Annotated in this window: 28 protein-coding genes; 6 read left to right on the top strand and 22 right to left on the bottom strand. The window is 74.9% G+C overall.

Going from position 1 to position 25,772, the window contains the following annotated elements; all coding sequences use genetic code 11:
- Nucleotides 1–2 precede the first annotated feature (2 nt).
- Complete coding sequence (locus ACH436_RS09590) at nucleotides 3–1,049, bottom strand: proline racemase family protein (RefSeq protein ID WP_430559976.1); 1,047 nt, start codon at nucleotides 1,047–1,049, stop codon at nucleotides 3–5.
- Nucleotides 1,036–2,148, bottom strand: a complete 1,113-nt coding sequence (locus ACH436_RS09585) for an alcohol dehydrogenase family protein (RefSeq protein ID WP_430559975.1) — start codon at nucleotides 2,146–2,148, stop codon at nucleotides 1,036–1,038. Before ACH436_RS09585 ends, ACH436_RS09590 begins: the two co-directional genes overlap by 14 nt.
- Before the next feature lie 90 nt (nucleotides 2,149–2,238).
- Here ACH436_RS09585 and ACH436_RS09580 point away from each other — a divergent pair, with 90 nt between their 5' ends.
- The gene (locus tag ACH436_RS09580) at nucleotides 2,239–2,739 is read left to right on the top strand and encodes a tRNA (cytidine(34)-2'-O)-methyltransferase (RefSeq protein ID WP_430559974.1); all 501 of its coding nucleotides are present in this window, start codon (nucleotides 2,239–2,241) and stop codon (nucleotides 2,737–2,739) included.
- A gap of 21 nt (nucleotides 2,740–2,760) precedes the next feature.
- Here the strand turns inward: ACH436_RS09580 and ACH436_RS09575 are convergent, their stop codons facing one another.
- Both ACH436_RS09575 and ACH436_RS09570 read right to left on the bottom strand, forming a co-directional pair.
- A complete protein-coding gene (locus ACH436_RS09575) occupies nucleotides 2,761–3,660 on the bottom strand; it encodes a PhzF family phenazine biosynthesis protein (protein ID WP_430559973.1) in 900 nt (299 codons plus the stop codon).
- Nucleotides 3,657–4,415 carry a DeoR/GlpR family DNA-binding transcription regulator gene (locus tag ACH436_RS09570; RefSeq protein ID WP_430559972.1) on the bottom strand — a complete coding sequence of 253 codons (759 nt, stop codon included), beginning with the start codon at nucleotides 4,413–4,415 and terminating at the stop codon, nucleotides 3,657–3,659. The genes ACH436_RS09575 and ACH436_RS09570 overlap by 4 nt, the downstream gene beginning before the upstream one ends.
- A gap of 52 nt (nucleotides 4,416–4,467) precedes the next feature.
- On the opposite strand from ACH436_RS09570, the gene ACH436_RS09565 reads away from it, so the two are divergent.
- The 4 genes from ACH436_RS09565 to ACH436_RS09550 all read left to right on the top strand — a co-directional run bounded on the left by ACH436_RS09565 (nucleotide 4,468) and on the right by ACH436_RS09550 (nucleotide 7,051).
- Nucleotides 4,468–4,845: a DUF4406 domain-containing protein gene (locus ACH436_RS09565; protein ID WP_430559971.1), complete on the top strand. Its 378-nt coding sequence runs from the start codon at nucleotides 4,468–4,470 to the stop codon at nucleotides 4,843–4,845.
- Nucleotides 4,842–5,492, top strand: coding sequence for an NUDIX domain-containing protein (locus ACH436_RS09560; protein ID WP_430559970.1), 651 nt, complete (start codon nucleotides 4,842–4,844; stop codon nucleotides 5,490–5,492). Before ACH436_RS09565 ends, ACH436_RS09560 begins: the two co-directional genes overlap by 4 nt.
- Nucleotides 5,493–5,557: 65 nt before the next feature.
- A complete protein-coding gene (locus tag ACH436_RS09555; protein ID WP_430559969.1) occupies nucleotides 5,558–6,229 on the top strand; it encodes an AIM24 family protein in 672 nt (223 codons plus the stop codon).
- A 102-nt stretch (nucleotides 6,230–6,331) separates the two neighbouring features.
- Nucleotides 6,332–7,051 carry a hypothetical protein gene (locus ACH436_RS09550; protein ID WP_430559968.1) on the top strand — a complete coding sequence of 240 codons (720 nt, stop codon included), beginning with the start codon at nucleotides 6,332–6,334 and terminating at the stop codon, nucleotides 7,049–7,051.
- 18 nt (nucleotides 7,052–7,069) lie between these two features.
- Here ACH436_RS09550 and ACH436_RS09545 read toward each other — a convergent pair whose 3' ends face one another.
- The 14 genes from ACH436_RS09545 to ACH436_RS09480 form a co-directional block, all read right to left on the bottom strand.
- A complete protein-coding gene (locus ACH436_RS09545) occupies nucleotides 7,070–7,456 on the bottom strand; it encodes a VOC family protein (protein WP_430559967.1) in 387 nt (128 codons plus the stop codon).
- A 32-nt stretch (nucleotides 7,457–7,488) separates the two neighbouring features.
- Nucleotides 7,489–7,686: a hypothetical protein gene (locus tag ACH436_RS09540; protein ID WP_430559966.1), complete on the bottom strand. Its 198-nt coding sequence runs from the start codon at nucleotides 7,684–7,686 to the stop codon at nucleotides 7,489–7,491.
- A gap of 2 nt (nucleotides 7,687–7,688) precedes the next feature.
- On the bottom strand, nucleotides 7,689–8,408 hold the full coding sequence (locus ACH436_RS09535; protein ID WP_430559965.1) for a ThuA domain-containing protein: 720 nt from the start codon (nucleotides 8,406–8,408) through the stop codon (nucleotides 7,689–7,691).
- A 171-nt stretch (nucleotides 8,409–8,579) separates the two neighbouring features.
- Nucleotides 8,580–9,755, bottom strand: coding sequence for an acetyl-CoA C-acyltransferase (locus ACH436_RS09530; protein ID WP_430559964.1), 1,176 nt, complete (start codon nucleotides 9,753–9,755; stop codon nucleotides 8,580–8,582).
- Nucleotides 9,752–10,468, bottom strand: coding sequence for a CoA transferase subunit B (locus ACH436_RS09525; RefSeq protein ID WP_430559963.1), 717 nt, complete (start codon nucleotides 10,466–10,468; stop codon nucleotides 9,752–9,754). The genes ACH436_RS09530 and ACH436_RS09525 overlap by 4 nt, the downstream gene beginning before the upstream one ends.
- Nucleotides 10,465–11,214 carry a CoA transferase subunit A gene (locus ACH436_RS09520; RefSeq protein ID WP_430559962.1) on the bottom strand — a complete coding sequence of 250 codons (750 nt, stop codon included), beginning with the start codon at nucleotides 11,212–11,214 and terminating at the stop codon, nucleotides 10,465–10,467. Before ACH436_RS09520 ends, ACH436_RS09525 begins: the two co-directional genes overlap by 4 nt.
- Nucleotides 11,211–12,158: an HpcH/HpaI aldolase/citrate lyase family protein gene (locus ACH436_RS09515; protein ID WP_430559961.1), complete on the bottom strand. Its 948-nt coding sequence runs from the start codon at nucleotides 12,156–12,158 to the stop codon at nucleotides 11,211–11,213. The genes ACH436_RS09520 and ACH436_RS09515 overlap by 4 nt, the downstream gene beginning before the upstream one ends.
- Nucleotides 12,155–12,673 (bottom strand): MaoC family dehydratase, encoded by a 519-nt coding sequence (locus ACH436_RS09510; protein WP_430559960.1) that lies wholly within the window; start codon nucleotides 12,671–12,673, stop codon nucleotides 12,155–12,157. The genes ACH436_RS09515 and ACH436_RS09510 overlap by 4 nt, the downstream gene beginning before the upstream one ends.
- 102 nt (nucleotides 12,674–12,775) lie before the next feature.
- Nucleotides 12,776–13,978 (bottom strand): acyl-CoA dehydrogenase family protein, encoded by a 1,203-nt coding sequence (locus ACH436_RS09505; protein ID WP_430559959.1) that lies wholly within the window; start codon nucleotides 13,976–13,978, stop codon nucleotides 12,776–12,778.
- Nucleotides 13,975–16,272 (bottom strand): biotin carboxylase N-terminal domain-containing protein, encoded by a 2,298-nt coding sequence (locus ACH436_RS09500; RefSeq protein ID WP_430559958.1) that lies wholly within the window; start codon nucleotides 16,270–16,272, stop codon nucleotides 13,975–13,977. The genes ACH436_RS09505 and ACH436_RS09500 overlap by 4 nt, the downstream gene beginning before the upstream one ends.
- Nucleotides 16,273–16,277: 5 nt before the next feature.
- Nucleotides 16,278–17,927, bottom strand: a complete 1,650-nt coding sequence (locus ACH436_RS09495; protein ID WP_430559957.1) for a carboxyl transferase domain-containing protein — start codon at nucleotides 17,925–17,927, stop codon at nucleotides 16,278–16,280.
- Nucleotides 17,924–19,423 (bottom strand): dihydrolipoamide acetyltransferase family protein, encoded by a 1,500-nt coding sequence (locus ACH436_RS09490; RefSeq protein WP_430559956.1) that lies wholly within the window; start codon nucleotides 19,421–19,423, stop codon nucleotides 17,924–17,926. Before ACH436_RS09490 ends, ACH436_RS09495 begins: the two co-directional genes overlap by 4 nt.
- Nucleotides 19,423–20,445: an alpha-ketoacid dehydrogenase subunit beta gene (locus ACH436_RS09485; protein WP_430559955.1), complete on the bottom strand. Its 1,023-nt coding sequence runs from the start codon at nucleotides 20,443–20,445 to the stop codon at nucleotides 19,423–19,425. The genes ACH436_RS09490 and ACH436_RS09485 overlap by 1 nt, the downstream gene beginning before the upstream one ends.
- On the bottom strand, nucleotides 20,442–21,779 hold the full coding sequence (locus ACH436_RS09480) for a thiamine pyrophosphate-dependent dehydrogenase E1 component subunit alpha (protein WP_430559954.1): 1,338 nt from the start codon (nucleotides 21,777–21,779) through the stop codon (nucleotides 20,442–20,444). Before ACH436_RS09480 ends, ACH436_RS09485 begins: the two co-directional genes overlap by 4 nt.
- 140 nt (nucleotides 21,780–21,919) lie before the next feature.
- Between ACH436_RS09480 and ACH436_RS09475 the strand changes: the two genes are divergently transcribed.
- Entirely contained in the window at nucleotides 21,920–22,393 is a 474-nt protein-coding gene (locus ACH436_RS09475) for an Lrp/AsnC family transcriptional regulator (protein WP_430559953.1), read from the top strand.
- Between the two features lie 18 nt (nucleotides 22,394–22,411).
- On the opposite strand, the gene ACH436_RS09470 is transcribed toward ACH436_RS09475, so the two are convergent.
- Genes ACH436_RS09470 through mgrA form a run of 4 tightly spaced genes read right to left on the bottom strand, consistent with a single transcriptional unit; the run spans nucleotide 22,412 to nucleotide 25,655 of the window.
- Entirely contained in the window at nucleotides 22,412–22,648 is a 237-nt protein-coding gene (locus ACH436_RS09470) for a hypothetical protein (protein ID WP_430559952.1), read from the bottom strand.
- A gap of 22 nt (nucleotides 22,649–22,670) precedes the next feature.
- Nucleotides 22,671–23,600: a nucleoside/nucleotide kinase family protein gene (locus ACH436_RS09465; RefSeq protein ID WP_430559951.1), complete on the bottom strand. Its 930-nt coding sequence runs from the start codon at nucleotides 23,598–23,600 to the stop codon at nucleotides 22,671–22,673.
- Entirely contained in the window at nucleotides 23,597–24,559 is a 963-nt protein-coding gene (locus ACH436_RS09460; protein ID WP_430559950.1) for a carbohydrate kinase family protein, read from the bottom strand. The genes ACH436_RS09465 and ACH436_RS09460 overlap by 4 nt, the downstream gene beginning before the upstream one ends.
- 34 nt (nucleotides 24,560–24,593) lie before the next feature.
- Nucleotides 24,594–25,655 carry an L-glyceraldehyde 3-phosphate reductase gene (gene mgrA, locus ACH436_RS09455; protein ID WP_430559949.1) on the bottom strand — a complete coding sequence of 354 codons (1,062 nt, stop codon included), beginning with the start codon at nucleotides 25,653–25,655 and terminating at the stop codon, nucleotides 24,594–24,596.
- Nucleotides 25,656–25,772: the final 117 nt, after the last annotated feature.

Below are 25,772 nucleotides of genomic sequence, written 5' to 3'. Positions count from 1 at the left end.
GCTCAGGCGGGCGGCGTGAGCAGGGGCTCGAGATCGGAGGCGTCCACCAGCGGGTCGTCGAGGTCGACCGTGAGCTGCGACCGCGCCATCACGCGGGCCGCGCCGGTGACGGCGGAGCGCAGCGCCGGGTAGTCGCCCACCCTGGTTCGCTCCAGCACCGTGCCCACGAACCGGCTGCCGCGCGGCGACACGGTCTCCAGCGACTCGCCCTCACGGATCTCCCCGCGCCGGGCCATGAGCGCGAGCCGCGCCGAGGTGCCGGTGCCCGTGGGGCTGCGGCAGAGCACGCCCGGGTGCACGTAGGTGGCGGACGGGGACTCCCAGCGGCCGTCGCCGACCCGGCGGAGCGGGCCCATGAAGTGCGCGAAGGGCAGGGGCCCGACGTCGCCCAGGTCGGGGTGCTCCTGGCGCAGGCCGGGCCGGGCCGCGCGGACGAAGGCGTCCCCGAACGCGGTGAGCGCGACCTGCTCCGTCGGGCCGATGTCGAACCCGTAGCGGGACGCGTCGACCAGGGCGTAGTACGCGCCGCTCCACACGAGGTCGAACAGGACGTCGCCGTGGTTCGGCACCTCGACGCTCAGCGCCTCGTCGGCCACGTACGCCGGCTCGCCCTCGGTGGTGATGGACACGACGCGGCCGTCGACCACTCGCGCGCTGACCCGGGCCAGCCCCGCGGGGGACTCCAGGGTCACGTCCTGCAGACCGTCGCCGTCACGCAGGGGGATGGCCCCGCTCTGCAGCAGGGCGGTGGCCGTGCAGATCGTGTTGGAGCCCGAGTACAGCGGGTACCCCATCGCCTCCATGATCACGTAGCCGGCCTGCGCCCGGGGGTCGCTGGGCTCCACGATCAGGTCCACCGACATCGCGGGGTCGCCGTACGGCTCCGAGAGCAGCAGGCGGCGCAGCCCGTCGCCCTGCCGCTCCAGGTAGCGCGCCTTCTCCAGCACCGTCGTGCCGGGCAGCGGCTCGACGCCGGACATGACGACCCGGCTGACGTCGCCGCCGGACTGCGCGTCGATCAGCTCGAGGGTGCGCTCACGGCTGCGCATACGGTGCCCCCACGCGGTCCCAGTGCCGGTCGGGCACGACGACGAGCTTGCCCACGTAGCGCTTGGACATGAAGGCGCGCTGCGCCTCGTGCAGGTCGGAGAGCCGGAACGTGCGGTCCAGGAGCGGACGGATCTCGGCGTCGGAGATGTAGCGCACCAGCCGGCGGAACGCCGTGCGCGTGCCCTGCGAGGAACCGTGCAGCTCGATCTGCTTGAGGTACATCGTGCGCAGGTCGAGCTGCACGACCGGCCCGCCGATCGCGCCCGCCGTCGTGTACCTGCCCTCGGGCCGCAGGATGCGCAGCAGGTCGTTGAACATCGGCCCGGCCACCAGGTCGGCGACGACGTCGATTGGCCCGTCCACCACCCGCCCCACCTCGGCGACGAGGTCGCCGGCGTCGCGCAGGACGACGTCCTGCGCGCCGATCTGCCGCAGCGCGTCCTCCTTGCCGGCGCTCGTCACGGCGTACGGGACCCCGCCGCGCACGCGGGCCAGCTGCACGATCGCCGACCCCACGCCGCCGGACGCCCCCGTCACGAGCACCCGCTCCCCCGCGGCCAGCCGCGCCCGGTCGAGCATCTGCTCCGCGGTGAGGTAGGCGCAGCAGAAGGTCGCGAGCTCCGCGTCGGCGATGTCGGCCGTGATCTCGTACGCGTTCTCGGCGGGGGCGGTCATGTACTCGGCGTACCCGCCGTCGCGCCCGTGCCCGATGTAGTCGATGTCCGCCAGGCTGTCGTCGCCCTCGGGCCGGTGGTAGATGCTGAAGTCCACGATGACGCGCTCGCCGACCCGCTCCGGCGGCACCCCGTCCCCGACGGCGGCGATCACGCCGACCGTGTCAGCGCCCTGGATCCGGGGGAAGGTGAGCGTGGATCTGCCGCGTCTCCAGGTCGAGACGGAACTCGGGTCCGTCTCCGTGCCGTACGCGCCCTCGCGGACCCACACGTCCGTGTTGTTCATGCCGCAGGCGTGCACGTCGATCAGCACCTCGCCCGGCGCGGGCGTCGGCGTCGGCACGTCCTCGCGGTACACCAGCCGGTCGAGGCCACCGTGGCCGACGAGCTGGACCGCCTTCATCACCGCCGGGATCTCCGCCATCAAGTGAGCCTAGGGGCGCGAGGGGCGTCCCGTCATCGGGTGCGGCGGCACGTCGCCCGGCCACGCTCGGCCGGTGGGAGAATCGGGCCCGTGCCCGACCAGCTCCCGCCCGCGCCCGCGTCCCCGTTCGCCCACGTCGTGTACTACGAGCCGCGGATCCCCGGGAACACGGGATCGGCGATCCGGCTCGCCGCCGTCACCGGCGCGCGGCTCCATCTCGTCGAGCCGCTGGGCTTCGACCTGTCCGAGGCGAAGCTCAAGCGCGCCGGGCTGGACTACCACGACCTCGCCGTCATGGACGTGCACCCGACGTACGACGACGCGCTCGACGCCCTGCCCGACGCCCGGGTCTTCGCCTTCACCGCGCACGCCGACACCACCTACACCGACGTCGAGTACCGCCCCGGCGACGTCCTGCTCTTCGGCCCCGAGCCCACTGGCCTGCCCGAGGAGGCCATGGACCACCCGCGCGTCACCGACCGCGTGAAGATCCCCATGCTGCCCGGGCGGCGGTCGCTCAACCTCACCAACGCCGCGTCGGTCGTCGTGTACGAGGCGTGGCGGCAGGCGGGCTTCCCCGGCGCCGTCTGAGTGCGGGGGCGCCGCCGGCGGTCACCCGGGGAGCACGTCGAGGACGCCCCGCGCCACCATGCTCACGTGACCGCCGACGCGGACGTCGTCCAGCGCGTCGGGCCGCCCCTGCGGCAGGACGGAGAGCAGGCTCGGGCGGCCGGTGAAGCGTCCCTGCCGCAGCACGAGCTCCTCGCCCACGGGCACGACGCCGTGACGGGCCAGGTAGGCGCCGACGCAGCCGGCGGCGCTGCCCGTGGCGACGTCCTCCAGGATCCCGTCGTTGTTCCAGTGCCTGCCCTCGAGCGCGCCGACGTCGAGCACGTACGCGTACTGCGCCCCGTACCGCGCGAGCAGCTCCGCGAGGTCCTGTCGGGCGATCCTCGCCTCCGCCAGCCCGGTCTCTACCGGCACCACCAGGTAACGCAGGCCCGTGGAGACGACCTCCAGCGGTAGGTCCGCGAGCGCGCGCTCGGGCAGGTGGAGCGCGGAGGCCACCTCCGCCCGGTCCCCGTCAGGCACCGTCCCCAGGAACTCCGGCGCGCCCTGGGCGAGCTCCGCGTGGTACCCGGTGGCGGTGGGCCGGGTGGAGACCTCGACCACCCGGCCGGGCAGTCGCAGTGCCCACGTCCGCGGGCCGGCGGAGCCGTCGCGCTCGTGCAGCACCGCGCCCGCACCCAGGAGCGGGTGACCGGCGAACTCGAGTTCCCCGAAGAGGTCGAAGACCCGGGCGGCGACGGCCCCGTCGTCGCCCGCCCGCAGGAAGACCGCCTCGAAGTGGCGCAGCTCCTGGGTGATGGTGAGCATCTGCGCGGCGGTGAGGCCGGAGGCGTCGGGGACGACCGCCAGCGGGTTGCCCGTGTACGCCCGCGAGGCGAAGACGTCGACGTGCCGGTACACCAGCGACGCACGATCCTGCACGGTCGTGCCCGCGCCGGTCACGCTCCCGCCTCCACGACGCGGACGCGCCGGGCCAGGCGGCCCATGACCTCGCTGCGGGGGTCGGCGTCGGTCACGACGCCCGCGACGGCGTCGAGACCGACGACCTCGAACGGGGAGGCGGCGCCGATCTTCTCGGACGAGCCCAGCACGTAGGTCTCGGCGGCGCGCCCGGCCAGCACCCGCTTCATCGCGGCCTCGTCCGCGTCGCCGGTGGTCAGCCCGGCGTCGGGATGGATGCCCGTGACGCCCAGCAGGAAGAGGTCGGCGGAGATGCGCTGCGCGGCCTCGACCGCGGCCGCACCGCTGGCCACCGCGGAGTGCTTGAAGAGCCGGCCGCCCAGCACGAAGACCTCGGCGACGGGATGCTCGACCAGCGCGGCAGCCACCGTGGGGCTGTGCGTGACGACGGTGCAGCGCAGGTCGGGCGGCAGCGCCCGCGCCACGGCGAGGGCCGTCGTCCCGCCGTCGAGGATGACGGTGCTGCCCGGGTCGATCAGCCGCACCGCCGCTACGGCGACGCGCTGCTTGCCGGCCGGCTCGACCTCCTGCCGGCCCGCGTAGTCCGCGACCGCCGGGGAGACGGGGAGCGCCCCGCCGTAGACCCGCTGGCACAGGCCCTCGGCCGCCAGCTCGCGCAGGTCGCGCCGGATGCTGTCCTCCGAGAGTCCGAGCTCTGCCGCGACCGTCTTGGCCACGACCTTGCCGTCTCGACGCAGGGTCTCGAGGAGGTGGTCACGTCTCTCGGCAGCAAGCATCGCCTATCCTCGTTTCTTCGTAGTTCTGCATGTTTATGCCTAGTCTACGACCATGACACGACCGATGCTCATCCTGATCGCCGGACCGTACCGCTCCGGCACCGACGGCGACCCCGCCGCCATGGAGGCGAACCTGCGCCGCCTCGAGGAGGCCGCGTGGCCGATCTTCGCCGCCGGCCACGTGCCGATGATCGGCGAGTGGGTGGCGCTGCCGGTGCTGCGCTCGGCCGGCGCGACGCTCGACGACGACCTCGCGGACGACGTGCTCTACCCGACCGCGCAGCGGCTCCTCGAGCACTGCGACGCCGTGCTGCGGCTGCCCGGGGAGTCGACGGGAGCCGACCAGGACGTCGCGATCGCCGAGAGCCTCGGCCTGCCCGTCTACCGCGACATCGCCGAGATCCCGCGCGGCGTCGAGGCCGCCCGGTGACCGGCCGGCCGGGCGTCGACGTCCCCGACCACCGCGGCCGCACCGGGCTCGACCAAGCCGGCAGAGACCTGCGCCGCAACCCCGACGTCGTCGTGCGCGACGTCGAGCTCACCTCCTCCGGGTGGCACGTGCTGCGCCGCACGACCCTCGACCACCGCCGCCGCGACGGGACCTGGCGCACGCTCGAGCGCGAGACGTACGACCGCGGTGACGGCGCGACGATCCTGCTGTACGACGACGCGCGGTCGACCGTGCTGCTCACCCGGCAGTTCCGGTTCCCGGCGTACGTCAACGACCACCCGGACGGCATGCTGCTGGAGACGGCCGCCGGCCTGCTCGACGGTGATGACCCCGAGACCGCGATCCGGCGCGAGGTCGCCGAGGAGCTGGGCGTCGCCGTCGGGCCGGTGCAGCACGTCTTCACGGCGTACATGAGCCCGGGGTCCGTCACCGAGAAGGTCCACTTCTACGCCGCGCCGTACACGCCGCGCGACCGCGTCGGAACCGGCGGCGGCGTCGCCCAGGAAGGCGAGGACATCGAGGCGGTCGAGCTCCGCCGCGACGACGCCCTGGCCATGATCGGCGACGGGCGCATCGTGGACGGCAAGACCATCATGCTGCTGCAGTGGTGGGCGCTGCGCGGCTGAGCCCGGCCGCAGGGTCATCCTCCTGGCGGATGCCCCCGGCGCCCGCGCACGACAGGATGATGACCATGCGCAGCAGCCTCTTCCACCACACCGAGCCGCAGGGCGAGCCCGGCAGCTTCCAGCTCGTCAACCCGCGGATGCTCAAGGTGGACCTCGCCGGCTCCGGCGGGTTCTTCTACGCCAAGCAGGGGTCGATGGTCGCCTACCAGGGCGACGTCGACTTCGCCTACGAGGGCGCCGGCGGCATGACCAAGCTGTTCAAGAAGGCGTTCACCGGCGAGGGCATGTCGCTGATGAAGGTCTCCGGGAACGGCGACGTCTTCCTCGCCCAGGACGCCGACGAGGTCTTCGTCCTGTACCTGGAGAACGAGAGCGTGACCGTCTCCGGCAGCAACATCCTCGCGTTCTCCAGCACCCTGACCTGGGACATCAACCGCGTCCAGGGCGCGTCGATGCTCAGCGGCGGCCTGTTCAACACCACGTTCACCGGCACCGGTGCGCTCGCCGTCACCGCCTACGGCACCCCGGTGGTGCTCGAGGTCGACGAGCCCACCTACGTCGACATGCAGAGCGTCGTGCTCTGGTCCACGACCCTGACCAGCACCGTGCGCAGGACCGCGAAGCTCGGCGCCGCCATCGGCCGCGGCTCGGGCGAGGCGTACCAGCTCGGCCTCACCGGCCAGGGCATCGTCGTCGTGCAGGCGTCGGAGGGCCACCCTCTCCCCACCCAGAGCTGACGCCGCGTCGGCCGTCGTGGACGAGGTGCGGCGACTGGGGGCATGCCCCGACACCTCGTGACGGCCGCTTGCGCGTTCCGGCGCGCCTGGGATGCTCGGCCCATGACGCCTCGCGACCGTGCGCTGCCGAGCGACCCCGAGCATTCCCGCGGACTGGTCCTGCGCTGGGCCGGTCCCACGGCGAGGCGGCCCGACGTCGAGCACCTCGCGGTCGACCTCGTCAACGAGGGCACCGAGCTCTGGACACCCCTGGAGGGGGAACGCCTCGTCGCCGCAGGCTTCCTGCTGTCGGCGGGGGACGAGCGCGAGAGCTTCGGCTTCGCCCAGTTCGGGAGCCAAGGCACGGCGGCCCCCTTGGACCCCGGCGACTACATGCGCCTCCCGGTGTCGATCAATGGCTCCGAGTGGGCGCGCGCGAAGGCCGGCCCAGCGCACGTCCGCGCCGTGCTCCCCATGCTCAGTCTCTGGACGGAGGATCCCCTCCCGCTGGACCTGACCACCGACGCCATCTCTCGCCATCGGCCCCCCGACCGGGCGAGCACGGACGGAGATGACACGGACCGGGAGGACACGACACGGCGCGCACTCGACATCATGTCCGCTCTCCACGCCGCGCGCGCCCGGCTGGCGCGAGTGGCGGACGAGGTGTTCGCCTCCGACTCCGACGACGAGGCCGTCGCCCGAGTCGCCGCGCTGCTGGGGTGCGACCACGCGTCCGCCCGGACCGTCCTGCACGCCGGGCTCCTGCGATTTCGGTCGAGAGAACATCTGGAGGCCGAGATCGCGGCCCTGCGCGAGGGGCTCGTCTCCCCGCCGGCCTGAGCACAGGCCGTGCTGTCGTCAGACGGGCGCAAGCACTTCCACGCGGTTTCCCGCTCCGTCCCGCGTGTGGAACCTCAGGTAGCCCGTGAAGGTCTCACGCTCGGACCGGTCGACGGCGAAACCCGCGCCCTCCAGCCGGTCCGCGGTCGCGTCGAGCGCGGCGGCGTCGTCGACCAGCAGCGCCGGGTGCGCCTTGCGCGCCGGGGCGAAGGGGTCCTCGACGCCGACGTGGATCTCGGCACCCACCACGCCGTCACCGTCGTATCCCCGGAACCAGCAGCCTCCGCGACCTGCCAGCTCCGGCGGCTTCGCCACCTCGGTCAGCCCCAGGGCCGCGCCGTAGAACGCGCGGGCCACGTCCTCGCCGCCCGGCGGGCACGCCACCTGCACGTGATGCAACCGCATGTCGCTCCCTGGCCCTCGAAAGTATCTCGACGTCAAGATATCCGGTCGCGGGCGCGCTCTCGACGACGGCGCTCCGCGGCGGCCCGGACGGCCAACCCGCCCCCCACGAAGATCGGCAGGTTGACCAGGAACCGGCCGAACGGCGAGATGTCGGGCGCGGGCGCCTCGATCACGTAGACCGACGCGCCCGCCGCGACCACGAACAGCAGCCCGATCACGAACACCCGCACGCTCAGCCCTCCAGCAGCCAGCGGGCCGCGCGGCGCAGCAGCTCGGTGTGCGACGGCGAGTCGTAGGCGCGCACGTCGTGCCCCAGCCCGCTGTACACGGTGCGGCCGCCGTGCGCGTCGGCGACCCACACGGCGGGGTGCCGCTCGCCGTCGTCGTCGACCACCCACCCCAGCACCTGCGACGACGGCGCCACGCGCAGGTGGCAGTACCGCTCGTCGACCACGTCGACGGCGCCCAGCCCCTCGGTGATCGGGTGTGCGCCGATCGCCAGCGGCACGGTCGTCGGGCCCAGCGGCGGGTGCATCGAGGTGCCGGGCACCCACCGGCCGCCGAGCACCTCCTCCCACGCCGGGTGGTCGCCGAACGCGTTCGCCGCCTGGTGCACGGCCAGGATCCGGCCGCCGTCGCGCGCCCACGCGTCGAGCCGCGCGTGGAACTGCGCCCACGCCGCGTCGTCGGGCCCGATCCCGGCCTCCCGCAGCCCCGGCCACGGGGTGCCGGCGTTGACGACGAGCAGGTCGACGCCGTCCAGGTCGTCGAGGCTGTCGGGGAACGTCGAGCGCACCGCGACCTCCGGGGGGCCGGCGGCGAGCTCCAGACCGGAGAGCACCAGCGCCAGCCGGTGCGAGGTGGCGGCGTGGTCGTGCCAGGGGTCCTCGTGGCGGCCGCGGCCCGCCAGGATCAGGATGCGGGGCGGTCGGGGGTCGCGCGTCGTCGTCACGACGCACCATCCTGCCCGGCCGCGCAGGTCCGGTGCCACCGACCGGCCAGGAACGATCGGTGCCGCGGGCTCCCGGGCCGGCGCTCGCGGCGGCAGTTCGGGTTCAGCGCGGCAGTTCGAACTGCCGACGTCAGCCCGAACTGCCGCCGCGACGCGCGAGAGGGCGCGCCGTCACGCCTCCAGCAGCACCGCCGAGCCCTGGCCCCCGCCTCCGCACAGCGCCGCGGCACCCACGGACCCTGGCCCGAGCAGCTCCAGCCGCCGGGCGAGGTGCCCCACGACGCGCGCGCCCGACGCGCCGATGGGGTGCCCCAGCGCGATGGCGCCACCGTGCGCGTTCACCAGCTCCGGATCGAGCCCCAGCATGTCGACCGACGCGAGGACGACGGCGGCGAACGCCTCGTTGATCTCGACGGCGCCGAGGTCGCGCGGCGCGACGCCGGCCCGCTCGCAGGCGGCGGCGATCGCGTTCGCCGGCTGCGCATGCAGGCCGACGTCCGGCCCCGCGACGAGCGCGTGCGAACGCACCCGCACCCCGGTCAGCCCGCGTGCCGCGGCGACGTCGTCGGCCATGAGCACCAGCGCCGCCGCGCCGTCGGAGATCTGGGACGCGTTGCCCGCGGTGATCGTGCCGTCCTCGCGGAACGCCGGCCGCAGCCGGGCCAGCCCGTCGAGCGTCGAGTCCGGGCGCACGCCGTCGTCGGCCTCCACCCGCACGGCGCCGCGCCTCCCAGGCACGTCGTAGGGCGCGATCTCCTCGGCCAGCAGCTCGGCCGCCTTGGCCGCCCGCGTGTGCGACGCGACGGCCAGCGCGTCCTGCGCCTCGCGCGTGTTCCAGGCCGCGGCCGCCATCGCCTCGCCGTGCCGCTCGGTGCTCAGCCCCATCGAGTCGTGCTCGAAGGCGTCGGTCAGCCCGTCGTGCGCCATCGTGTCGATCAGCTCGACCGGCCCGAACCTCTGCCCGGCCCGCGAGCCGACCCAGGCGTGCGGCGCGAGCGTCATCGACTCCATCCCGACCACCGCGACGACCCGCGCCTCCCCGCCCACGATCAGGCGGTGCGCCTGCACCACGGCCTCCGCCCCGGACAGGCAGACGGCGTTGAGCGTCACGGCGGGCACCGTCATCGGCACCCCGGCGCCGACGCCCGCCTGCCGGGCCGGGTTCTGCCCGGCTCCGCCCTGCAGCACCTGCCCGCCCACGACGACGTCCACCTCCCCCGGCTCCACGCCCGCCGCCGCGAGCGCCGCCGCCAGCGCGTGCGCGCCCAGCGTCGTCGCCGGCACGGCCGCGAACGCCCCGTTCGAGCGCACGAACGGCGTCCGCCGGTACCCCGCGATCACGGTCATCGTCGTCCCTCCTCTGCCACGGCCGGCGAGCCGTCGCCCGTCCCGGCCCCGTCCTTGGGTTCGTCCTCCAGCTCCACGACCAGCTCCGCCTCGGTCGCCTCGCGCACCTCCTCGACCGTGACGCCGGGAGCCAGCCGGCGCAGCACGAAGGCCGCCTCCAGGCCGTGGTCGGTGACGTCGAGCACGGCACGGTCGGTGACGACCCGGTCGACGACGCCCTCCCCGGTGAGCGGCAGCGTGCAGCGCCGGCGCAGCTTGGGCGACCCGTCGCGGGCCACGTGGTCCATGAGGGCGACGATGCGCCGCGCCCCGACCACGAGGTCCATCGCGCCGCCCATCCCCTTGACGAGCTTGCCGGGCACGGTCCAGCTCGCCAGGTCGCCCGTGGCGGACACCTGCAGCGCTCCGAGGATGGCGATGTCGATGTGCCCGCCGCGGATCATGGCGAACGAGTCGGCCGCGTCGAAGAAGCTCGCGCCCGGCACGGCGGTCACCGTCTGCTTGCCCGCGTTGATGAGGTCGGCGTCCTCGGTGCCCTCGACGGGGAACGGCCCGATACCGAGCAGCCCGTTCTCGCTCTGCAGCGTGATGCCGACGCCGGGCGGCAGGTGGTTCGCCACCAGCGTCGGGATGCCGATGCCGAGGTTGACGTAGTCTCCGTCGCGCAGCTCGGCCGCCGCCACGGCCGCCATCTCGTCGCGCGTCCAGGTCATGCCGCACCTCCCGCCGTCGTCGCGGCGCCCGTCTGCGCAGGGCGCACCGTGCGCTGCTCGATGTCCTTGACGCGCTCGCGCGCCAGCACCAGGCGGTGGGTGTAGATGCCGGGCGTCACGACGACGTCCGGGTCGATCGGCTCGTCGGTGATCTGCTCCGCCTCGACGACCGTCACGCGCCCGGCCGTGGCGACCACCGGGTTGAAGTTGCGCGCCGTGTACCGGTAGACGAGGTTGCCGAACCGGTCCGCGCGGCGCGCGTGCACCAGCGACAGGTCGGCCACGATGGCCCGCTCCAGCACGTACCGGCGGCCGTCGATCTCGTCGACCGGCTTGCCCTCCGCGACGGGCGTGCCGACCCCGGTGGGCGTGTAGAACGCGGGGATGCCCGCGCCGCCCGCGCGCAGCCGCTCGGCGAGCGTGCCCTGCGGCACGAACTCGACCTCGAGCGCGCCGTCCAGGTACTGCTGCGCGAACAGCTTGTTCTCCCCCACGTACGACGCGAGGACGCGCCGCACCTGGTCGTTCTCCAGCAGGATGCCGAGGCCCTTGCCGTCCACGCCCATGTTGTTGGACACGACGGTCAGGTCCTTCACCCCGGAGTCGCGCACCGCCTCGATGAGGTCGTTCGGGTTGCCGCTCAGGCCGAACCCGCCGACGGCGATCGTCATGCCGTCGTGCAGCAGGCCGTCCAGCGCGGCCACCGCGCTGGGCTGACGCCGGTCCACCGTCCTCGACACCGTCATCGTCGTCCCCCGTTCTCCTCGACCGTACGTCCGGTGCGGGGCTCGTCGGGAGCCCCCTCCTCGCCATGCTCCGCCCGTCGCAGCACGGCCTCGGCGTGCCGGAGCAGCGGCGCGTCGATCATCTGCCCGCCCACGGTGAGCACGCCGGCGTCGGCCGAGCGCCGCCGTGCGCCGTCCCCGGCCAGGTCCGCGAGCGCCTCCGCCCGCCCGGAGGCCGCAGCGAGCACCTCGCGCGCCCGCTCCACCTCCGCCTCCGACGGCGCGAAGGCGGCGCGCACGACGGCGACGTGGCTGGGGTGCACGCACAGCGAGGCGACGAACCCGCTGGCCGCGGCGTCCTGCGCCTCCGCGCGCAGCCCTGCGACGTCGTCGATCTCCAGGTGGACGGCGTCGATCGCCGCCTTCCCCGCCGCACCGGCGGCCAGCAGCACCGCCGACCGCGCATGCCGCGCGACGTCGCGGTACGCGCCGTCGGCCCGCCGGCTGGACGTGCCGTGCAGGGAGGCCACCAGGTCCTCGGCGCCCCACGCGAGCGCCACGACGTCGGGCCGGGCGGCCAGCGCCGGCGCGGCGAGCACCCCCGCGGCCGTCTCGCACAGCGCCACGACGGCGTACGGGCCGCCGTCCGGCGCGAGCAGCGGGCCGACGAACCGCCCGTCCGCCTTCGGCAGCATCACCGTGCGGTACGGGGTGCGGGCGAGGGCCGCGAGGTCGGAGTCGTGCTCCGGGGTGCCGACGGCGTTGACGCGCACGATGACGCGCTCCGGGTCGAGGACGGTGTCCACCAGCGCGGCGCGGGCGGCGTCCTTGTGCCCGGGCGCGACGGCGTCCTCCAGGTCGAGGATCGCGGCGTCGGCGCGGTCCAGGGCCTTGGCGAACCGGTCGGGCCGGTCGGCCGGGCAGAACAGGAGCGCCGGCCCGAGCGTGAAGGGGGCGGGGTTCACAGCACTCCCCCGCCATGCTCGCTGGCGTTCTTGTGCTCGTGCTCCTCGTGGCCCTCGCGGGTCCACATCAGCATCGTCCGCCCCGCCTTCGCCACGACGTCGCCGTCCTGGTTGCGGCCCACGTGCTGCACGGTCACGACGCCCGTGCCGGGCCGTGAGCGCGACAGCCGCCGGTCGAGCACCGTCGTCTCGCCGTACAGCGTGTCGCCGTGGAACATCGGGTGCGGGAACGCGACCTCCGTGAAGCCCAGGTTCGCCACGAGCGTGCCGCGCGTCAGGTGCGCCACCGACAGCCCCACCAGCGTGGCCAGCGTGAGCATCGAGTTCACGAGCGGCCTGCCGAACGGCTGGGTCGCCGCCCACGCCGCGTCGAGGTGCAGGCCCTGCGGGTTCATCGTGACGGACGTGAAGAGCACGTCGTCCGCCTCCGTCATCGTGCGACCGGGCTTGTGCACGTACCGCACGTCCGGATCCAGCTCGTCGTAGTACAGCCCGCGCTGCACCTCGTCACGCATGACGCCCTCCCTCGCTCGTGCCGAACAGGCGGTTGACACCGTTATCGGGGGCCGAACGACGGCATAACGGTGTCAACCGCCTGTTCGGCGCCCGGCCGGGGCTCACGACGCCAGCCCCAGGTCGCGGGCGATGATCATGAGCTGCACCTCCGTGGTGCCCTCGCCCACCTCGAGGATCTTGGAGTCGCGGTAGTGCCGGGCCACCGCGTTCTCGTTGAGGAAGCCGTAGCCGCCGAAGATCTGCGACGCGTCGCGCGCGTTCGCCATCGCGGCCTCGCCGCCCACCAGCTTCGCGACCGACGCCTCCGCCTTGAACGGCTTGCCGTGCACCTGCTTGAGGGCGGCGTCGAGCCAGCACAGCCGCGCCGAGTGCACACGCGCCTGCATCCGCGCCAGCGTGAACGCGATGTGCTGGTTGCCCCCGATCGCGTGGCCGAAGACCTCCCGCTCCTTGGCGTAGCGCAGCGCCTCCTCGAGGCAGCCCTGCGCGGCGCCGGTCGCGAGGGCGGCGAAGGCGATGCGGCCCTCGTCGAGCGCCCGCAGGAAGTTCGCGTAGCCGCGGCCCTGCTCGCCCAGCAGGTTCCCCGCCGGCACGCGGACGCCGTCGAGCGTCAGCGGGTGCGTGTCCGACGTGTGCCAGCCGACCTTGTCGTAGCCGGGCCCCACGGTGAGACCCGCGGTGCCGGCCGGGACGAGGAACGACGAGAGCTCGGGGTGGGTCGCGCCGTCCGCCCCGGTGCGCGTGCCGGTCACGGCGGTGACGGTGATGACGCTGGTGATCGGCGTGCCGGAGTTGGTGATGAACTGCTTGGACCCGTCGATCACCCACTCGCCCGCTCCGTCCGGCCCCGCGCCCTCCTCGAGGCGGGCGGTGGTGCGGGTGGCGCCGGCGTCCGACCCGGCGCCCGCCTCGGTGAGGCCGAAGGCGGCGAGCGCCCGGCCGTTCACCAGGTCGGGCAGCCAGCGCTCCTTCTGCGCGTCGGTGCCGTGCCGGAAGATCGGCATGATCCCGAGCCCGACGCCCGCCTCGAGCGTCACCGCGATCGACTGGTCCACGCGCGCGAGCGCCTCGACCGCGAGGCACAGCGACACGTAGTCCTTGCCCTGCCCGCCGACGTCCACCGGGAACGGCAGGCCGAACAGCCCCAGCTCGCCCATCTGCTCGATGATCTCGACGGGCAGGCGCCGCTCGGTGTCGTACCGGTAGGCGGCGGGCGCCACCACCTGGTCCGCGAACTCGCGCACGACCTCGCTGAGCTTGCGCTGCTCGTCGGTGAGCACGGTGGACTGGGTCTCGCTGATCATGACGCTCCTCGGGTGGCTGGGTCTGCCGGAGTGTGTGCTGCCGCGACGGCGGGGTCTGCCGGAGCGGGAGCAGGGTCTTCGGTGGTGCGGGGCGGGGTGTCGACGGAGGTGTCGACGGCGGGGTCGACGACGGCGACGACCTGGTCCAGGCGCACCTGGTCGCCCGCGCGCACGTCGAGGCGGACGACGCCGCCGACGGGCGCGAGCAGCGGGTGCTCCATCTTCATCGCCTCGACGACGACGACGGGCTGGCCCGCGGCGACGACGTCGCCGTCCGCGACGGGCACGGCGGACACCGTTCCGGGCATGGCGACCCGGACGGTCGTGGCGCCGGGTGCGGCGCCGTCGCCGCCGGCCAGCGCGCGCTCCGCGCGCCGTCGCGCGGCCAGCGCCGCCCGGTCGAGCACGGTGAACGACGACGCCCGTCCGTCCACGTGCACCCACACCACCGCGGGCGGCGCTGTGAGCGGGCTGTCGGCCCCGTCGCCCGGCGTGTCGTGGGCGCGTCTTCCGCTCACAGCGGCCGCCAGGGGCAGGGTGACGCCGTCGACGGTGAGCAGGTGGCGGCCACCGGCGAGACCGTCGAGCGCGCGCAGGGCGGCCCGCACCGGCTCGCCGTCGTCGACGGTGACGACGGCGTCGTCGGGCGACCCGGTGACGGCGACGGCGTGCTCCGCGCCGGCCGCGTCGACGAGCACCGAGCAGCGGGGCGCGGCCGACGCGTTGAGCCGCCAGCCGTCGAAGGCGGCCCACGGGCCGGCCGCGGCAGCTGATGACGCGTGCGCGAGCAGCGCCGCCGCGACCAACGAGCTGTCAGACACGTGTCGTGCTCGGGTGCCCTGCACGTCTGACACGTCGGTAGGCCCGGCACCGTTGTCAGACGCTGACGGTGCTCCGGTGGGCTGTGCGTCTGACAGCTCCGTGACGAAGCGGTCGATGAGGCCCGTGTCGAGGCGGCCGGCGCGCACGTCGTCGTCGGCGAGCAGGTCGCGCAGGAAGCCGGCGTTGGTCTCCAACCCCAGCACGACGACGTCGGCCAGGAGGCCGTCCAGCCGCGCGATCGCCTCGGCCCGGGTGGGCGCCCACGCCACGGCCTTGGCGAGCATCGGGTCGTAGTCGCCGGTCACCTCGGCGCCGGGCAGGAGCCCGCTGTCCAGGCGCCGGGGCGTGGCCCCGGGGCCCGCCGCGACGCCGGCGTCGTCGTACGCGAGCACCCGCCCGGCCGCGGGCAGGAAGCCCCGCGCCGGCTGTTCCGCGTACAGGCGGGCCTCGACGGCATGCCCGTCCAGGCGGACGTCGTCCTGGCGGAGCCCGAGCGGCTCGCCCGCCGCGACGCGCAGCTGGAGCTCCACCAGGTCCAGGCCGGTGACCAGCTCCGTGACCGGGTGCTCCACCTGGAGCCGGGTGTTCATCTCGATGAACCAGAAGGCGGTGGTGTCGTCGCCCGGCACGAGGAACTCCACCGTGCCCGCACCGACGTAGCCCACCGACCGCGCCACCGCGCAGGCGGCCTCGCCGAGCCGGGCCCGGGTCTCGGGGTCCACCGCGGGCGACGGCGCCTCCTCGACCACCTTCTGGTGGCGGCGCTGCAGCGTGCACTCGCGCTCGCCCAGGTGCACGACCGCGCCGTGCGTGTCGGCCAGCACCTGCACCTCGATGTGCCGCGGCCGCTCGACGAGCCGCTCCAGCAGCAGCCCGTCGTCGCCGAAGGACGCCGCGGCCACGCGCCGGGCCGAGGCCAGCGCGCCCGGCAGGCTCTCCGCGGTGCGCACCACCTCCATGCCCTTGCCGCCGCCGCCCGCGACGGGCTTGACCAGCAGCGGGAACCCGACGTCGCCGGCCGCCGCGACCAGGGCCGCGTCGTCGAGCCCGTCCTGCACGGTGCCGGGCAGCACGGGCACGTCGTGGGAGGCGACGAGGCGCTTGGCCGCGGCCTTGTCCGCCATCGTCTCCAGGGCCTCGACCGACGGCCCGACGAAGACGATCCCGGCCCGCGCGCACGCCCGGGCCAGGGCCGGGTTCTCGGAGAGGAAGCCGTAGCCCGGGTGGATCGCCTGGGCGCCGGTCGCGACGGCCGCGGCCACGACCGCCTCGACGTCCAGGTAGCTCCGCGCCGCGGGCGCGGGCCCGAGGCGCACGGCGACGTCGGCCTCGCGCACGTGCCGCGCCCCCGCGTCGGCGTCGGAGTACACGGCGACGGACCGGATCCCCAGCCGCCGCAGCGTGCCGATCACGCGGCACGCGATCTCGCCGCGGTTGGCGACGAGGACGGTCTCGATCGGTGCGGTCGTCATGCGGCTCACATCCGGAAGAGCCCGAAGCGGGGCTCGGTCGGGGCGGTCGTGGGAGCTCCGTCGGGCAGCGGCGTGCGGGCGCACACGCCGAGCGCGAGGCCGAGCACGCGGCGGGTGTCGGGCGGGTCCACGATGCCGTCGTCCCACAGGCGCGACGTCGCGTGGTACGGGTCGCCGGCCACCTCGTAGCCGTCGCGGATCTCCGCGCGGAACGCCTCCTCCTCGCCGGCGTCCCACTCCTCGCCGCGGCGGGCGAGCTGGTCGCGCTTCACGGTGGCGAGCACCGACGACGCCTGCGCCCCGCCCATCACGGAGATCCGCGACCCGGGCCACGACCACAGGAAGCGCGGCGAGTACGCCCGCCCGCACATGGCGTAGTTCCCGGCGCCGAACGAGCCGCCCACGACGACGGTCAGCTTCGGCACGCGTGTGGTGGCGACGGCGGTGACCATCTTGGCGCCGTCCTTGGCGATGCCGCCCGCCTCCGCGTCGCGGCCCACCATGAAGCCGGAGATGTTCTGCAGGAACAGCAGCGGGATGCCGCGCTGGTCGCACAGCTCGACGAAGTGCGCCCCCTTGAGCGCCGACTCGCGGAACAGCACGCCCGCGTTGGCCAGCACCCCGACCGGGTGGCCGTGGATGCGCGCGAACCCCGTGACCAGCGTGGTGCCGTACTCGGGCTTGAACTCGTGCAGCTCGCTGCCGTCGACGATCCGCGCGATCACCTCGCGCGGGTCGTACGGCTGCTGCACGTCGACTGGTACAGCGGCGTACAACTCCGCCGGGTCGACGGCGGGCTCGCGCGACGGCGCGACGTCCCACGCCGGCTCGGGGTCCGGCGGGAGGGTCGCGACGATGTCGCGCACCAGGTCGAGCGCGTGCTCGTCGTCGTCGGCGAGGTGGTCGACGACGCCGGAGCGTCGGGCGTGCAGCTCCCCGCCGCCCAGCTCCTCCGCGCTGACGTCCTCGCCGATCGCCGCCTTCACCAGCGGCGGCCCGCCGAGGAAGATCGTGCCCTGGTCGCGGACGATGACGGTCTCGTCGCTCATCGCCGGCACGTAGGCTCCGCCCGCGGTGCACGAGCCCAGCACCGCCGAGATCTGCGGGACACGCGCCGCCGACAGCCTCGCCTGGTGGTAGAAGATCCGGCCGAAGTGGTCGCGGTCGGGGAACACCTCGTCCTGCCGGGGCAGGAACGCGCCGCCCGAGTCCACGAGGTAGACGCACGGCAGCCGGTTCTCCAGCGCGATCTCCTGCGCGCGCAGGTGCTTCTTCACGGTGAGCGGGTGGTAGGTGCCGCCCTTGACGGTCGCGTCGTTGCAGACCACCATCACCTGCCGCCCGCTCACCAGCCCGATGCCGGCGATCACGCCCGCGCCCGGCCACTCGCCCGGCTCCCCCGGCCCGGCGTCCACGCCGTACGCGGCGAGCGGCGCGATCTCGAGGAACGGGCTGCCCTCGTCGAGCAGGCGGGCCACGCGGTCGCGCGGCAGCAGCTTGCCGCGCGCGACGTGCTGGTCGCGGGCGCGCGGGGTGCCGCCGAGGGCGGCCGCCGCGGTGCGCTCGCGCAGGCGGTCGGCGAGCGCCCGCTGCGCCTCGTCGTTGGCGCGGGCGGCGTCGGCGCGGGGGTCGACGGCGGAGGCGAGGACGGTCATGGTGCCTCGCTCTCGCCGGAGGTCGCGGGCGCGGCGTCGCCGCCGAGCAGGAGGGCGAGCGCCGGGTCGGCGAGCACCGCCCCGAGGTCGGCGAGGAAGCGGGCGCCCTGCTCGCCGTCGACCACGCGGTGGTCGAACGTGAGGCTGAGCGTCGTCACCTGCCGCAGCGCCACCTCGCCGTCGTGCTCCCACGGGCGGCGGGCGACCTGGCCGAGCCCCAGGATGGCCGGCTCGCCCGGGTTGAGGATCGGCGTGCCGGAGTCGACCCCGAAGACGCCGACGTTGGTGATCGTCAGCGTGCCGCCCGTCAGCCGCTCGGGCGTGGTCCGCCCGGCCCGCGCCGTCGTCGTGAGCTCCGTGAGCGCGGCGGCGAGGCCCGGCAGGGACAGCGTGTCCGCGGCGGGCACGTGCGGCACGACGAGGCCGCGGTCCGTCGCGACGGCGATGCCGAGGTTCACGTGCGCCGGCCGCACGATCTCGGCCTCGCCGCCCGGCAGGTCCACCCAGCGGCTCGTGAGCGACGGGTGCCGCGGGAGCAGCGCGAGCACGGCGCGCGCCACCAGCGCGAGCACCGTGATCCGCTGCCCGCCCGCCATCGGGTGCGCCTTGAGCCGTGCGAGCAGCTCCATGCTCTGCGTGACGTCCACGGTGAGGAACACCGACGCCTGCGGCGCCGCCGCGCTCGCCACCATCGCCGCCGCCGTGCGCCTGCGGACCCCGCGCACGAGGGTGCGCGTCTCGCCGTCCGCGACCCTCGCGGGTGCCGTCGTCGGCGGCTGCGCCACCGAGACTGCCGTCGAGGCCGCCGTCGTCGCGCCCGGCGACGCCGCCTCGACGTCGTCCCGGGTGATGCGCCCGTGCGGGCCCGTGCCCGTGATCGCGGCGAGGTCGATCCCGCGCTGCCGCGCCAAGGCCCGCACGACCGGCGTCGAGCGCGGCCGCTCCCCCCGCCCGTCCGAGGGGGCGGAGGCGACGCCGTTCGAGGGGGCGCTCACCGCGACCGGGGTGGACGTCGCGGTCGGAGCCGCCGGCACGTCCCGCCGTCGGCGTCGCGCCGGCCGTCCCGAGCGTGCGGGCCGCGCGCCGTACCCGACCAGGTTCGGCTCCGGGCCGTCCTCCGCCGCCGAGGTGTCAGGACCAGCGCCCTGCGTACCGCGCGCACGTCCTGACGCCTCGGGAGCCCCAGAGTTGTCAGGGCCAGAGCCGGGTATACCGGGCGCTGGTCCTGACACCTCGGCCGACCGGTTGGCGGTGTCGGACAGGTCGAAGGTGACCAGCGGCTCGCCGACCTCGACGGTCTGCCCCTCCTCGGCGTGCAGCGCCCGCACGACGCCGGCGCACGGCGACGGCAGCTCCACCAGCGCCTTGGCGGTCTCCACCTCCGCGATCACCTGGTTGAGCTCGACGGCGTCGCCCACCGCCACGCGCCACTCGACGACCTCGGACTCGGTCAGCCCCTCGCCCAGGTCGGGCAGCCTGAACTCGCGCGTCGCCATCACGCTCCCACCCCCACGCCCGCGCGACCGAGCACGCGGTCCACGGCGACGAGCACGCGGTCGAGGTCCGGCACCTGGTTGCCCTCCAGCTTCGCGGGCGGGTACGGGATGTCGTACCCGGTGACGCGCGCGGGCGGCGCCTCGAGGAAGTCGAAGCAGCGCTCGGTGACCGACGCCGCGATCTCCGCGCCGACGCCGGCCTGCCGCGGCCCCTCGTGCAGGACGACGAGCCGACCGGTGCGCCGCACGGACGCGGCGACGGTGCCGTGGTCGAGCGGGGACAGCGAGCGCAGGTCGATGACCTCGACCGAGACACCCTCGTCGGACGCCGCGGTCGCCGCGTCGAGCGCCGTCGCGACGTGCTGGCCGAACGTCACGAGCGTGACGTCGTCCCCCGGCGCGACCACACGCGCGGCGCCCATCGGCGGCGCGTCGTCGAGCGGCAGGGCCGGGTCCACCTCGCCCTTGACGTGGTAGAGGCGCTTGGGCTCGAAGAAGACGACCGGGTCGTCGCAGGCGATGGCCTGCCGCAGCACGGTCGACGCGTCCTGCGGGTTCGACACCGACACCACGCGCAGCCCGGCGGTGTGCACGAAGTACGCCTCCGGCGACTCGGAGTGGTGCTCGGCCGCGCCGATGCCGCCGGCCACGGGGATGCGGATCGTCACGGGCAGCTTCACCTTCCCGTTGGTGCGGGCGTGCATCTTGGCGAGCTGACTGACGATCTGGTCGAACGCCACGTACACGAAGCCGTCGAACTGGATCTCCACCACGGGCCGGTACCCGCGGTAGGCCAGCCCGACGGCGGTGCCGAGGATGCCGGACTCCGCCAGCGGCGTGTCGACCACGCGGCGCGGCCCGAAGTCCGCCTGCAGCCCGTCGGTCACGCGGTACACGCCGCCCAGTCGGCCGATGTCCTCGCCGAGCACCATGACCGTCGGGTCGTCGGTCATGGCCTGGCGCAGCCCGGCGCCGAGCGCCTTGGCGAGGGTGAGGGTCAGGGCCTGGGTCTGGGTGGTCATCGGTCGGCCCCCTGTCCGGCGCTGCCGGTCGTCGTCGTGCCGGCGCCGGTGTCGGCCTCGGTGTCGGTGTCAGCGTCGGTGTCGGCGAAGCCCGCGAGGTACGCGGCGTGCTCGGCGCGCTCGGCCGCCACGGTGGGGTGGGGCTCGGCGTACACGTGGTCGAAGACGCTCAGCGGCGGCGGGTCCTCGAGGGCGACGACGCCGGCCCGCAGCTCGGCGGCGACGGCGTCGGCCGCCGCGCGCACCCGCGCCTCGTCGTCGTCGGCGAGCAGGCCGCCCGCGCGCAGGTACGCGGCGAGCCGCGCGATCGGGTCGCGCTCGGCCCAGGCGTCCAGCTCGGAGGCGTCGCGGTAGCGGGTCGGGTCGTCGGCGGTGGTGTGCGGGCCCATGCGGTAGGTGACGGCCTCGACGAAGGTGGGGCCGCCGCCCGTGCGGGCCCGGTGCAGGGCCTCGCGCGTCACGGCCAGGACGGCCAGCACGTCGTTGCCGTCCACCCGCACCCCCGGGACGCCGAACCCGTCCGCCCGGCGCACCAGCGGCACTCCCGACTGCAGCGTCACCGGCTCGGAGATCGCCCACTGGTTGTTCTGGCAGAACAGGACCAGCGGCACCTGCCAGGTGGCCGCGAAGACGAACGCCTCGTTGACGTCGCCCTGGCTCATCGCCCCGTCGCCGACGTACGCGACGACGGCGGCCGTGCCGTCGTCGCCCACCTCGACGGCGCCGCGCTCGACGTCGGCCTGGATCCCCAGCGCGTAGCCCACGCCGTGCAGCGCCTGCGCGCCGATGATGACCTGCGGCGTCGCCATGTTCACGGCGTACGGGTCCCAGCCCGAGGCCGTGATGCCGCGCCACACGCGCAGCAGGTCCACGGGGCTGACGCCGCGCTTGCGGGCGACGGCGTGCTCCCGGTAGCTGGAGAACACGAAGTCGTCGCCCCGCAGGGCCGTGGCCGAGCCCACCTGGGCGGCCTCCTGGCCCTGGAGCGGGGGCCACAGCGCGAGCTCGCCCTGCCGCTGCAGCGCCGTCGCCTCGGCGTCGATGCGGCGCGCCACGACCATGTCCTCGTACAGCGCCAGCAGCGCCGCGCGGGCCTCGTCCGTGCCCGCGTCGACGTCCGTCAACCAGCGGTCGAGCGCCGGGTCCGGGTGCCGCACGCCCTTCTCGTCGAGCAGCCGCAGCGGCACGTCGCCCGGCTGCGCCGTGCTCGCCGTCGTGCCGCCGTTCGTGCTGCCTGCCGTCGTTCCGTCCGTCGTACCGGACGCCGTCTCCGCCCGCGCTCCACCCGCTCGTGACAGGTCGTCGCGGGACGTCGAACCCATGGTGCTGGGCATCGTCGCCTCACCTCGCGTGTCGCCGGCCGCTCCGCGTCGAGCGCCGGATACCGCGAACGTAACGCCGCTCACAGAGTGCGACCAGCACCCCGCGACACGTTGAGCAGAGTGCTCAGGCCCACCCCGTTACGCTGGTCGATGTGCGCAGCTACGACGCCGTGGACCTGAGCCTCCTGACGGCCCTCGCCGACGACCCGAGGGCCACGATCGCCGCCCTCGCCGAGCGTCTGCGCCTGTCCCGGAACACCGTCCACGCCCGGCTGACCCGGCTCGAGGAGTCGGGCGCCTTCCTCGACTTCGACCGCCGCATCAACCCCGCCGCGCTGGGCCACCCGCTGACGGCGTTCCTCGAGGTCACCGTGCGCCAGCGCGAGCTGCCCGCCATCGTCGACCGGCTGGCGGAGATCCCGGAGGTCGTGCAGGCGTACGGGCACAGCGGCGCCGCCGACCTGCGCGTGCACGTCGTCTGCCGGGACACGGACCACCTGTTCCGCATCGACGCCGCCATCCTCGCCATCGACGGCGTGGAGCGCACCGAGACGTCGCTGTCCATGGGCGAGCTCATCCCCTACCGCATCCGTCCCCTCATCGAGGCGGCGCGCGAGCGGCTCTGAACGGGCTCGGCGACACGATCAGCCGGCGTGGCTGATCCAACCCTCCGGAGGCGCGTCCGGCGCCGACCATTCGACGCTCAGGAGGATGCTCGGGTCGGCGTCCAGGGTGAGCTCCAGGGCCTGCGCTCCGGGGGCCGCTCCTGATGCCGAGGCCTCGGCCGAGACCCAGCGCGAGGAGGTCAGCGACCAGCCGGCCGCTCCCAACCGGTCCTCAAGGTCCGCGACGTCGCCGACGGCGTCCAGCTCGACCGACACCAGCCCGGGTGGCCCCGCGGAGTCATCGCACCAGAGCTCGCCCTCGGCGCGACCGCCGAGCTCCTCGACCAGCGCCGCGGCTTCCTCGACGAGCGGCTGGCCATAGCTCTCCAGCTCCGCCGCGCACTGCTCGTCGTAGCCCCGCCACGCCCCCATCACGTCTCCCGAGCAGCCGGAGAGCGCCCACACCGCGACCACCGCCGCAGCGCCCGTCCGTGCCGGCACCTGCCTCATCGCCGCTCCCACATCTCGCCGGAGCGAACCCGCCGCGACCCTGTCCGCGGCGGGGCGAGGCGCCGGGGTGACGTCGTCTACCAACCCACCGAACGACGACGTCGGCCCCGGCCCGGGTGGCCGCGATCAGCTCGGCGTTGACCTGGTCGGAGCCGCGCGCCCAGCGGCGCGCCTCGTCGCGGCTCTTGCCGAAGGCGCGGTGGCGCTCCTCCAGACGGGCGAGGCGGACGTCGTCGGGCACGTCCAGGTACCAGACCTCCGCCATGCGGGCCCGCGCCTGCGGCCAGGCCCCGGTGGCCGCGAGCAGGTAGTTGCCCTCCGTCACGACCAGCGGCACGTCGGACGGCACGGCCACGCCGGCCGCGACCGGCTCCTCGATCTCGCGCCGGAAGACGGGCGCGTACACGGGCGGGTCGCCGGGCCGGGCTCCCGCGAGCCGGGCGACGAGCGCCGCGTACCCGGCGTCGTCGAACGTGTCGACGGCGCCCTTGCGGTCGCGCCGCCCGAGGTCGGCGAGGACGGCGTCCGACAGGTGGTAGCCGTCCATCCCGACCTCGACGGCGAGGGCCGGCCCGAGCGCCCCGACGACCGCGTGCGCGAGCGTCGACTTCCCCGCCCCGGGCGCACCGACGATCCCCAGGATCCGCCGCTCCCCCGCCACCGCGAGCCGGCGGGCGCGCTCGACGAGCTCCGGCGTCGTCGCCGCGACCGGTGTCACACCTCGCCCCGCGGGCTGTCAGTGGTCTCCCCCTGCGGCCCTGACAGCTCGGGGAGGTGGGCGAGCCAGGCGCGTGGCCCGACCTTCCGCACGCGCACGCTCGCGACGCGCACCGCCGCGGCGCAGGCGTCCTGCAGCTCCGCCCCGCGGGCGAGGTCCACGGCCAGCGCGCCGTGGAACGCGTCGCCGGCCCCGAGCGTGTCCTGAACGTCCACGGTCGGCACGGGCACGGTGCCCCGCTCGCCGACCTCGACGGTCCCGTCCTCGCGCCGGCGCGGCCGGGCCCAGGTGACCGGGTCGCCGCCGTGGGTGACCACCACGGACCGCGCCCCGAGCAGCAGCGCCCCGTGCGCGGCGTCGGTCGCGCCGGGCACCACGTCCGCCGGCACCGCGAAGTCCGCGCTGAGGGCCGCGACGTCCGCCGCGGCCAGCAGCTCCGCGAACACGGGCCGCCACCGCCCCCCGTCCACCACGACCAGCGGGCGGGGGCGCAGCTCGTCGACGTGCGCGAGCACCGCCCGGGCGACCTCGGGGTGGTGCCCGTCGAAGAGGACGACGTCGGGCCGCGGCAGGCCCGCGAGCGCGTCCGGGCGGGGCGGGGGCACCGTGACGAGCGCGGCGTCGGGCGAGACCACCGACCTCTGGCCCGTCGCGTCGTCGACGAGGACCGCCGAGACCGCGACCGGGAACTCCTCGTCCGGGCCGGCGACGTCGTGCACCTGCACCTCGCGGTCGTCGAGGTCGGCCCGCACCGCCTGCGCGATCGGCCCGGCGCCGAGCGCGCTGACCAGGATCGCGTGCGTCTCGAGCGCGGCCGCCGTGACGGCGGCGTTGGCGGCCGGACCGCCCGCCGCGACGTCCTGCCGCGAGGCCGTGACCTTCTCGTCCGGGCCCGGACGTCCTGACGCCCGGTGCACGACGTCGAGCGTCGTCAGCCCGACGAACCAGCAGACCACCATCGACCGCTCCTTCCCTCGTGGTGAGGCCCGCAGGTCAGCGGCCGGTGCCGTCCACGGCGTGCGGCTCGATGGCGGCGATCTCGTCGTCGGTGAGGGCCGGGGCGGACAGGGCGGCCACGTTGTCCTCGAGCTGCGCCACCGACGACGCGCCGATGAGCGCCGACGTGACACGGTGGTCGCGCAGCACCCACGACAGCGCGAGCTGCGCGAGCGTCTGGCCGCGCCCCTCCGCGATCGCGTTCAGCGCCCGCGCCCGCTCGAGGTAGTTGCCCGTGAGGTTCGACGACGAGAGGAACGGCGAGTCGCTGCGCGCGGCCCGCGACCCCTCGGGCGCAGACCCGCCCAGGTACCGCCCGGTGAGCAGCCCCTGCGCCAGCGGGGAGAAGACGATCGTGCCGACGCCCAGGTCCTCCACGACGTCGAGGAGCGACTCGCTCTGGTGGCCGTCGTAGGCGTCGTCGCGGTCCGCGATCTCGACGTGCCGGTTGAACATCGAGTAGCTGGGCTGGTGGATGAGCAGCGGCACGCCGAGGTCGGCGAGCACCTGCGCCGCCTCGCGGGTGCGCGACGGCGAGTAGTTCGAGACGCCGACGTACGTCGCCTTGCCCTGCTGGACGGCGGACGCCAGCGCGCCCATCGTCTCGGTGAGCGGCGTCGAGGGGTCCGGCCGGTGGTGGTAGAAGACGTCGACGTGGTCCAGCCCCATGCGGGTCAGGGACTGGTCGAGCGAGCCGAGCAGGTACTTGCGCGAGCCGTGGTCGCCGTACGGGCCGGGCCACATGTCGTAGCCCGCCTTGGTCGAGATGACGAGCTCGTCGCGGTACGGGCGGAAGTCCTTCGCCAGGTGGCGGCCGAAGTTCTCCTCCGCCGAGCCGTACGGCGGGCCGTAGTTGTTGGCCAGGTCGAAGTGCGTGATGCCCAGGTCGAACGCGCGGCGCAGGATGGCGCGCTGCGTGTCGAACGGGTTCACGTCGCCGAAGTTGTGCCACAGGCCCAGCGACAGGGCGGGCAGGTCGAGGCCGGAGCGGCCGGTGCGGCGGTAGGTCATCGACTCGTAGCGGGCGTCGTCGGCCAGGTACCGAGGTGCGAGAGGCATGGCCACATCCTCGCGCATGACTCGCCTCGTTGTGAGCGGGGGGTGGGGGCGGGGGGGGGGGGGGGGGAGGGGCACCAGAAACCCCGCCCAAGACCCGGGACACAGCCCGCGCCGCCC

The organism is Isoptericola sp. NPDC019693 (genome assembly GCF_044389085.1).
Taxonomy (GTDB): domain Bacteria; phylum Actinomycetota; class Actinomycetes; order Actinomycetales; family Cellulomonadaceae; genus Isoptericola.
This window is presented reverse-complemented; position numbering and strand designations above follow the sequence as displayed.

Coding starts and splice junctions, on each gene's coding strand:
- ACH436_RS09590 (WP_430559976.1), bottom strand. CDS start 1,049: ATGCGCAGCCGTGAGCGCACCCTCGAGCTGATCGACGCGCAGTCCGGC.
- ACH436_RS09585 (WP_430559975.1), bottom strand. CDS start 2,148: ATGGCGGAGATCCCGGCGGTGATGAAGGCGGTCCAGCTCGTCGGCCAC.
- ACH436_RS09570 (WP_430559972.1), bottom strand. CDS start 4,415: ATGCTTGCTGCCGAGAGACGTGACCACCTCCTCGAGACCCTGCGTCGA.
- ACH436_RS09565 (WP_430559971.1), top strand. CDS start 4,468: ATGACACGACCGATGCTCATCCTGATCGCCGGACCGTACCGCTCCGGC.
- ACH436_RS09555 (WP_430559969.1), top strand. CDS start 5,558: ATGCGCAGCAGCCTCTTCCACCACACCGAGCCGCAGGGCGAGCCCGGC.
- ACH436_RS09550 (WP_430559968.1), top strand. CDS start 6,332: ATGACGCCTCGCGACCGTGCGCTGCCGAGCGACCCCGAGCATTCCCGC.
- ACH436_RS09545 (WP_430559967.1), bottom strand. CDS start 7,456: ATGCGGTTGCATCACGTGCAGGTGGCGTGCCCGCCGGGCGGCGAGGAC.
- ACH436_RS09530 (WP_430559964.1), bottom strand. CDS start 9,755: ATGACCGTGATCGCGGGGTACCGGCGGACGCCGTTCGTGCGCTCGAAC.
- ACH436_RS09525 (WP_430559963.1), bottom strand. CDS start 10,468: ATGACCTGGACGCGCGACGAGATGGCGGCCGTGGCGGCGGCCGAGCTG.
- ACH436_RS09520 (WP_430559962.1), bottom strand. CDS start 11,214: ATGACGGTGTCGAGGACGGTGGACCGGCGTCAGCCCAGCGCGGTGGCC.
- ACH436_RS09510 (WP_430559960.1), bottom strand. CDS start 12,673: ATGCGTGACGAGGTGCAGCGCGGGCTGTACTACGACGAGCTGGATCCG.
- ACH436_RS09505 (WP_430559959.1), bottom strand. CDS start 13,978: ATGATCAGCGAGACCCAGTCCACCGTGCTCACCGACGAGCAGCGCAAG.
- ACH436_RS09500 (WP_430559958.1), bottom strand. CDS start 16,272: ATGACGACCGCACCGATCGAGACCGTCCTCGTCGCCAACCGCGGCGAG.
- ACH436_RS09495 (WP_430559957.1), bottom strand. CDS start 17,927: ATGACCGTCCTCGCCTCCGCCGTCGACCCCCGCGCCGACGCCGCCCGC.
- ACH436_RS09490 (WP_430559956.1), bottom strand. CDS start 19,423: ATGGCGACGCGCGAGTTCAGGCTGCCCGACCTGGGCGAGGGGCTGACC.
- ACH436_RS09485 (WP_430559955.1), bottom strand. CDS start 20,445: ATGACCACCCAGACCCAGGCCCTGACCCTCACCCTCGCCAAGGCGCTC.
- ACH436_RS09480 (WP_430559954.1), bottom strand. CDS start 21,779: ATGCCCAGCACCATGGGTTCGACGTCCCGCGACGACCTGTCACGAGCG.
- ACH436_RS09460 (WP_430559950.1), bottom strand. CDS start 24,559: ATGGTGGTCTGCTGGTTCGTCGGGCTGACGACGCTCGACGTCGTGCAC.
- mgrA (WP_430559949.1), bottom strand. CDS start 25,655: ATGCCTCTCGCACCTCGGTACCTGGCCGACGACGCCCGCTACGAGTCG.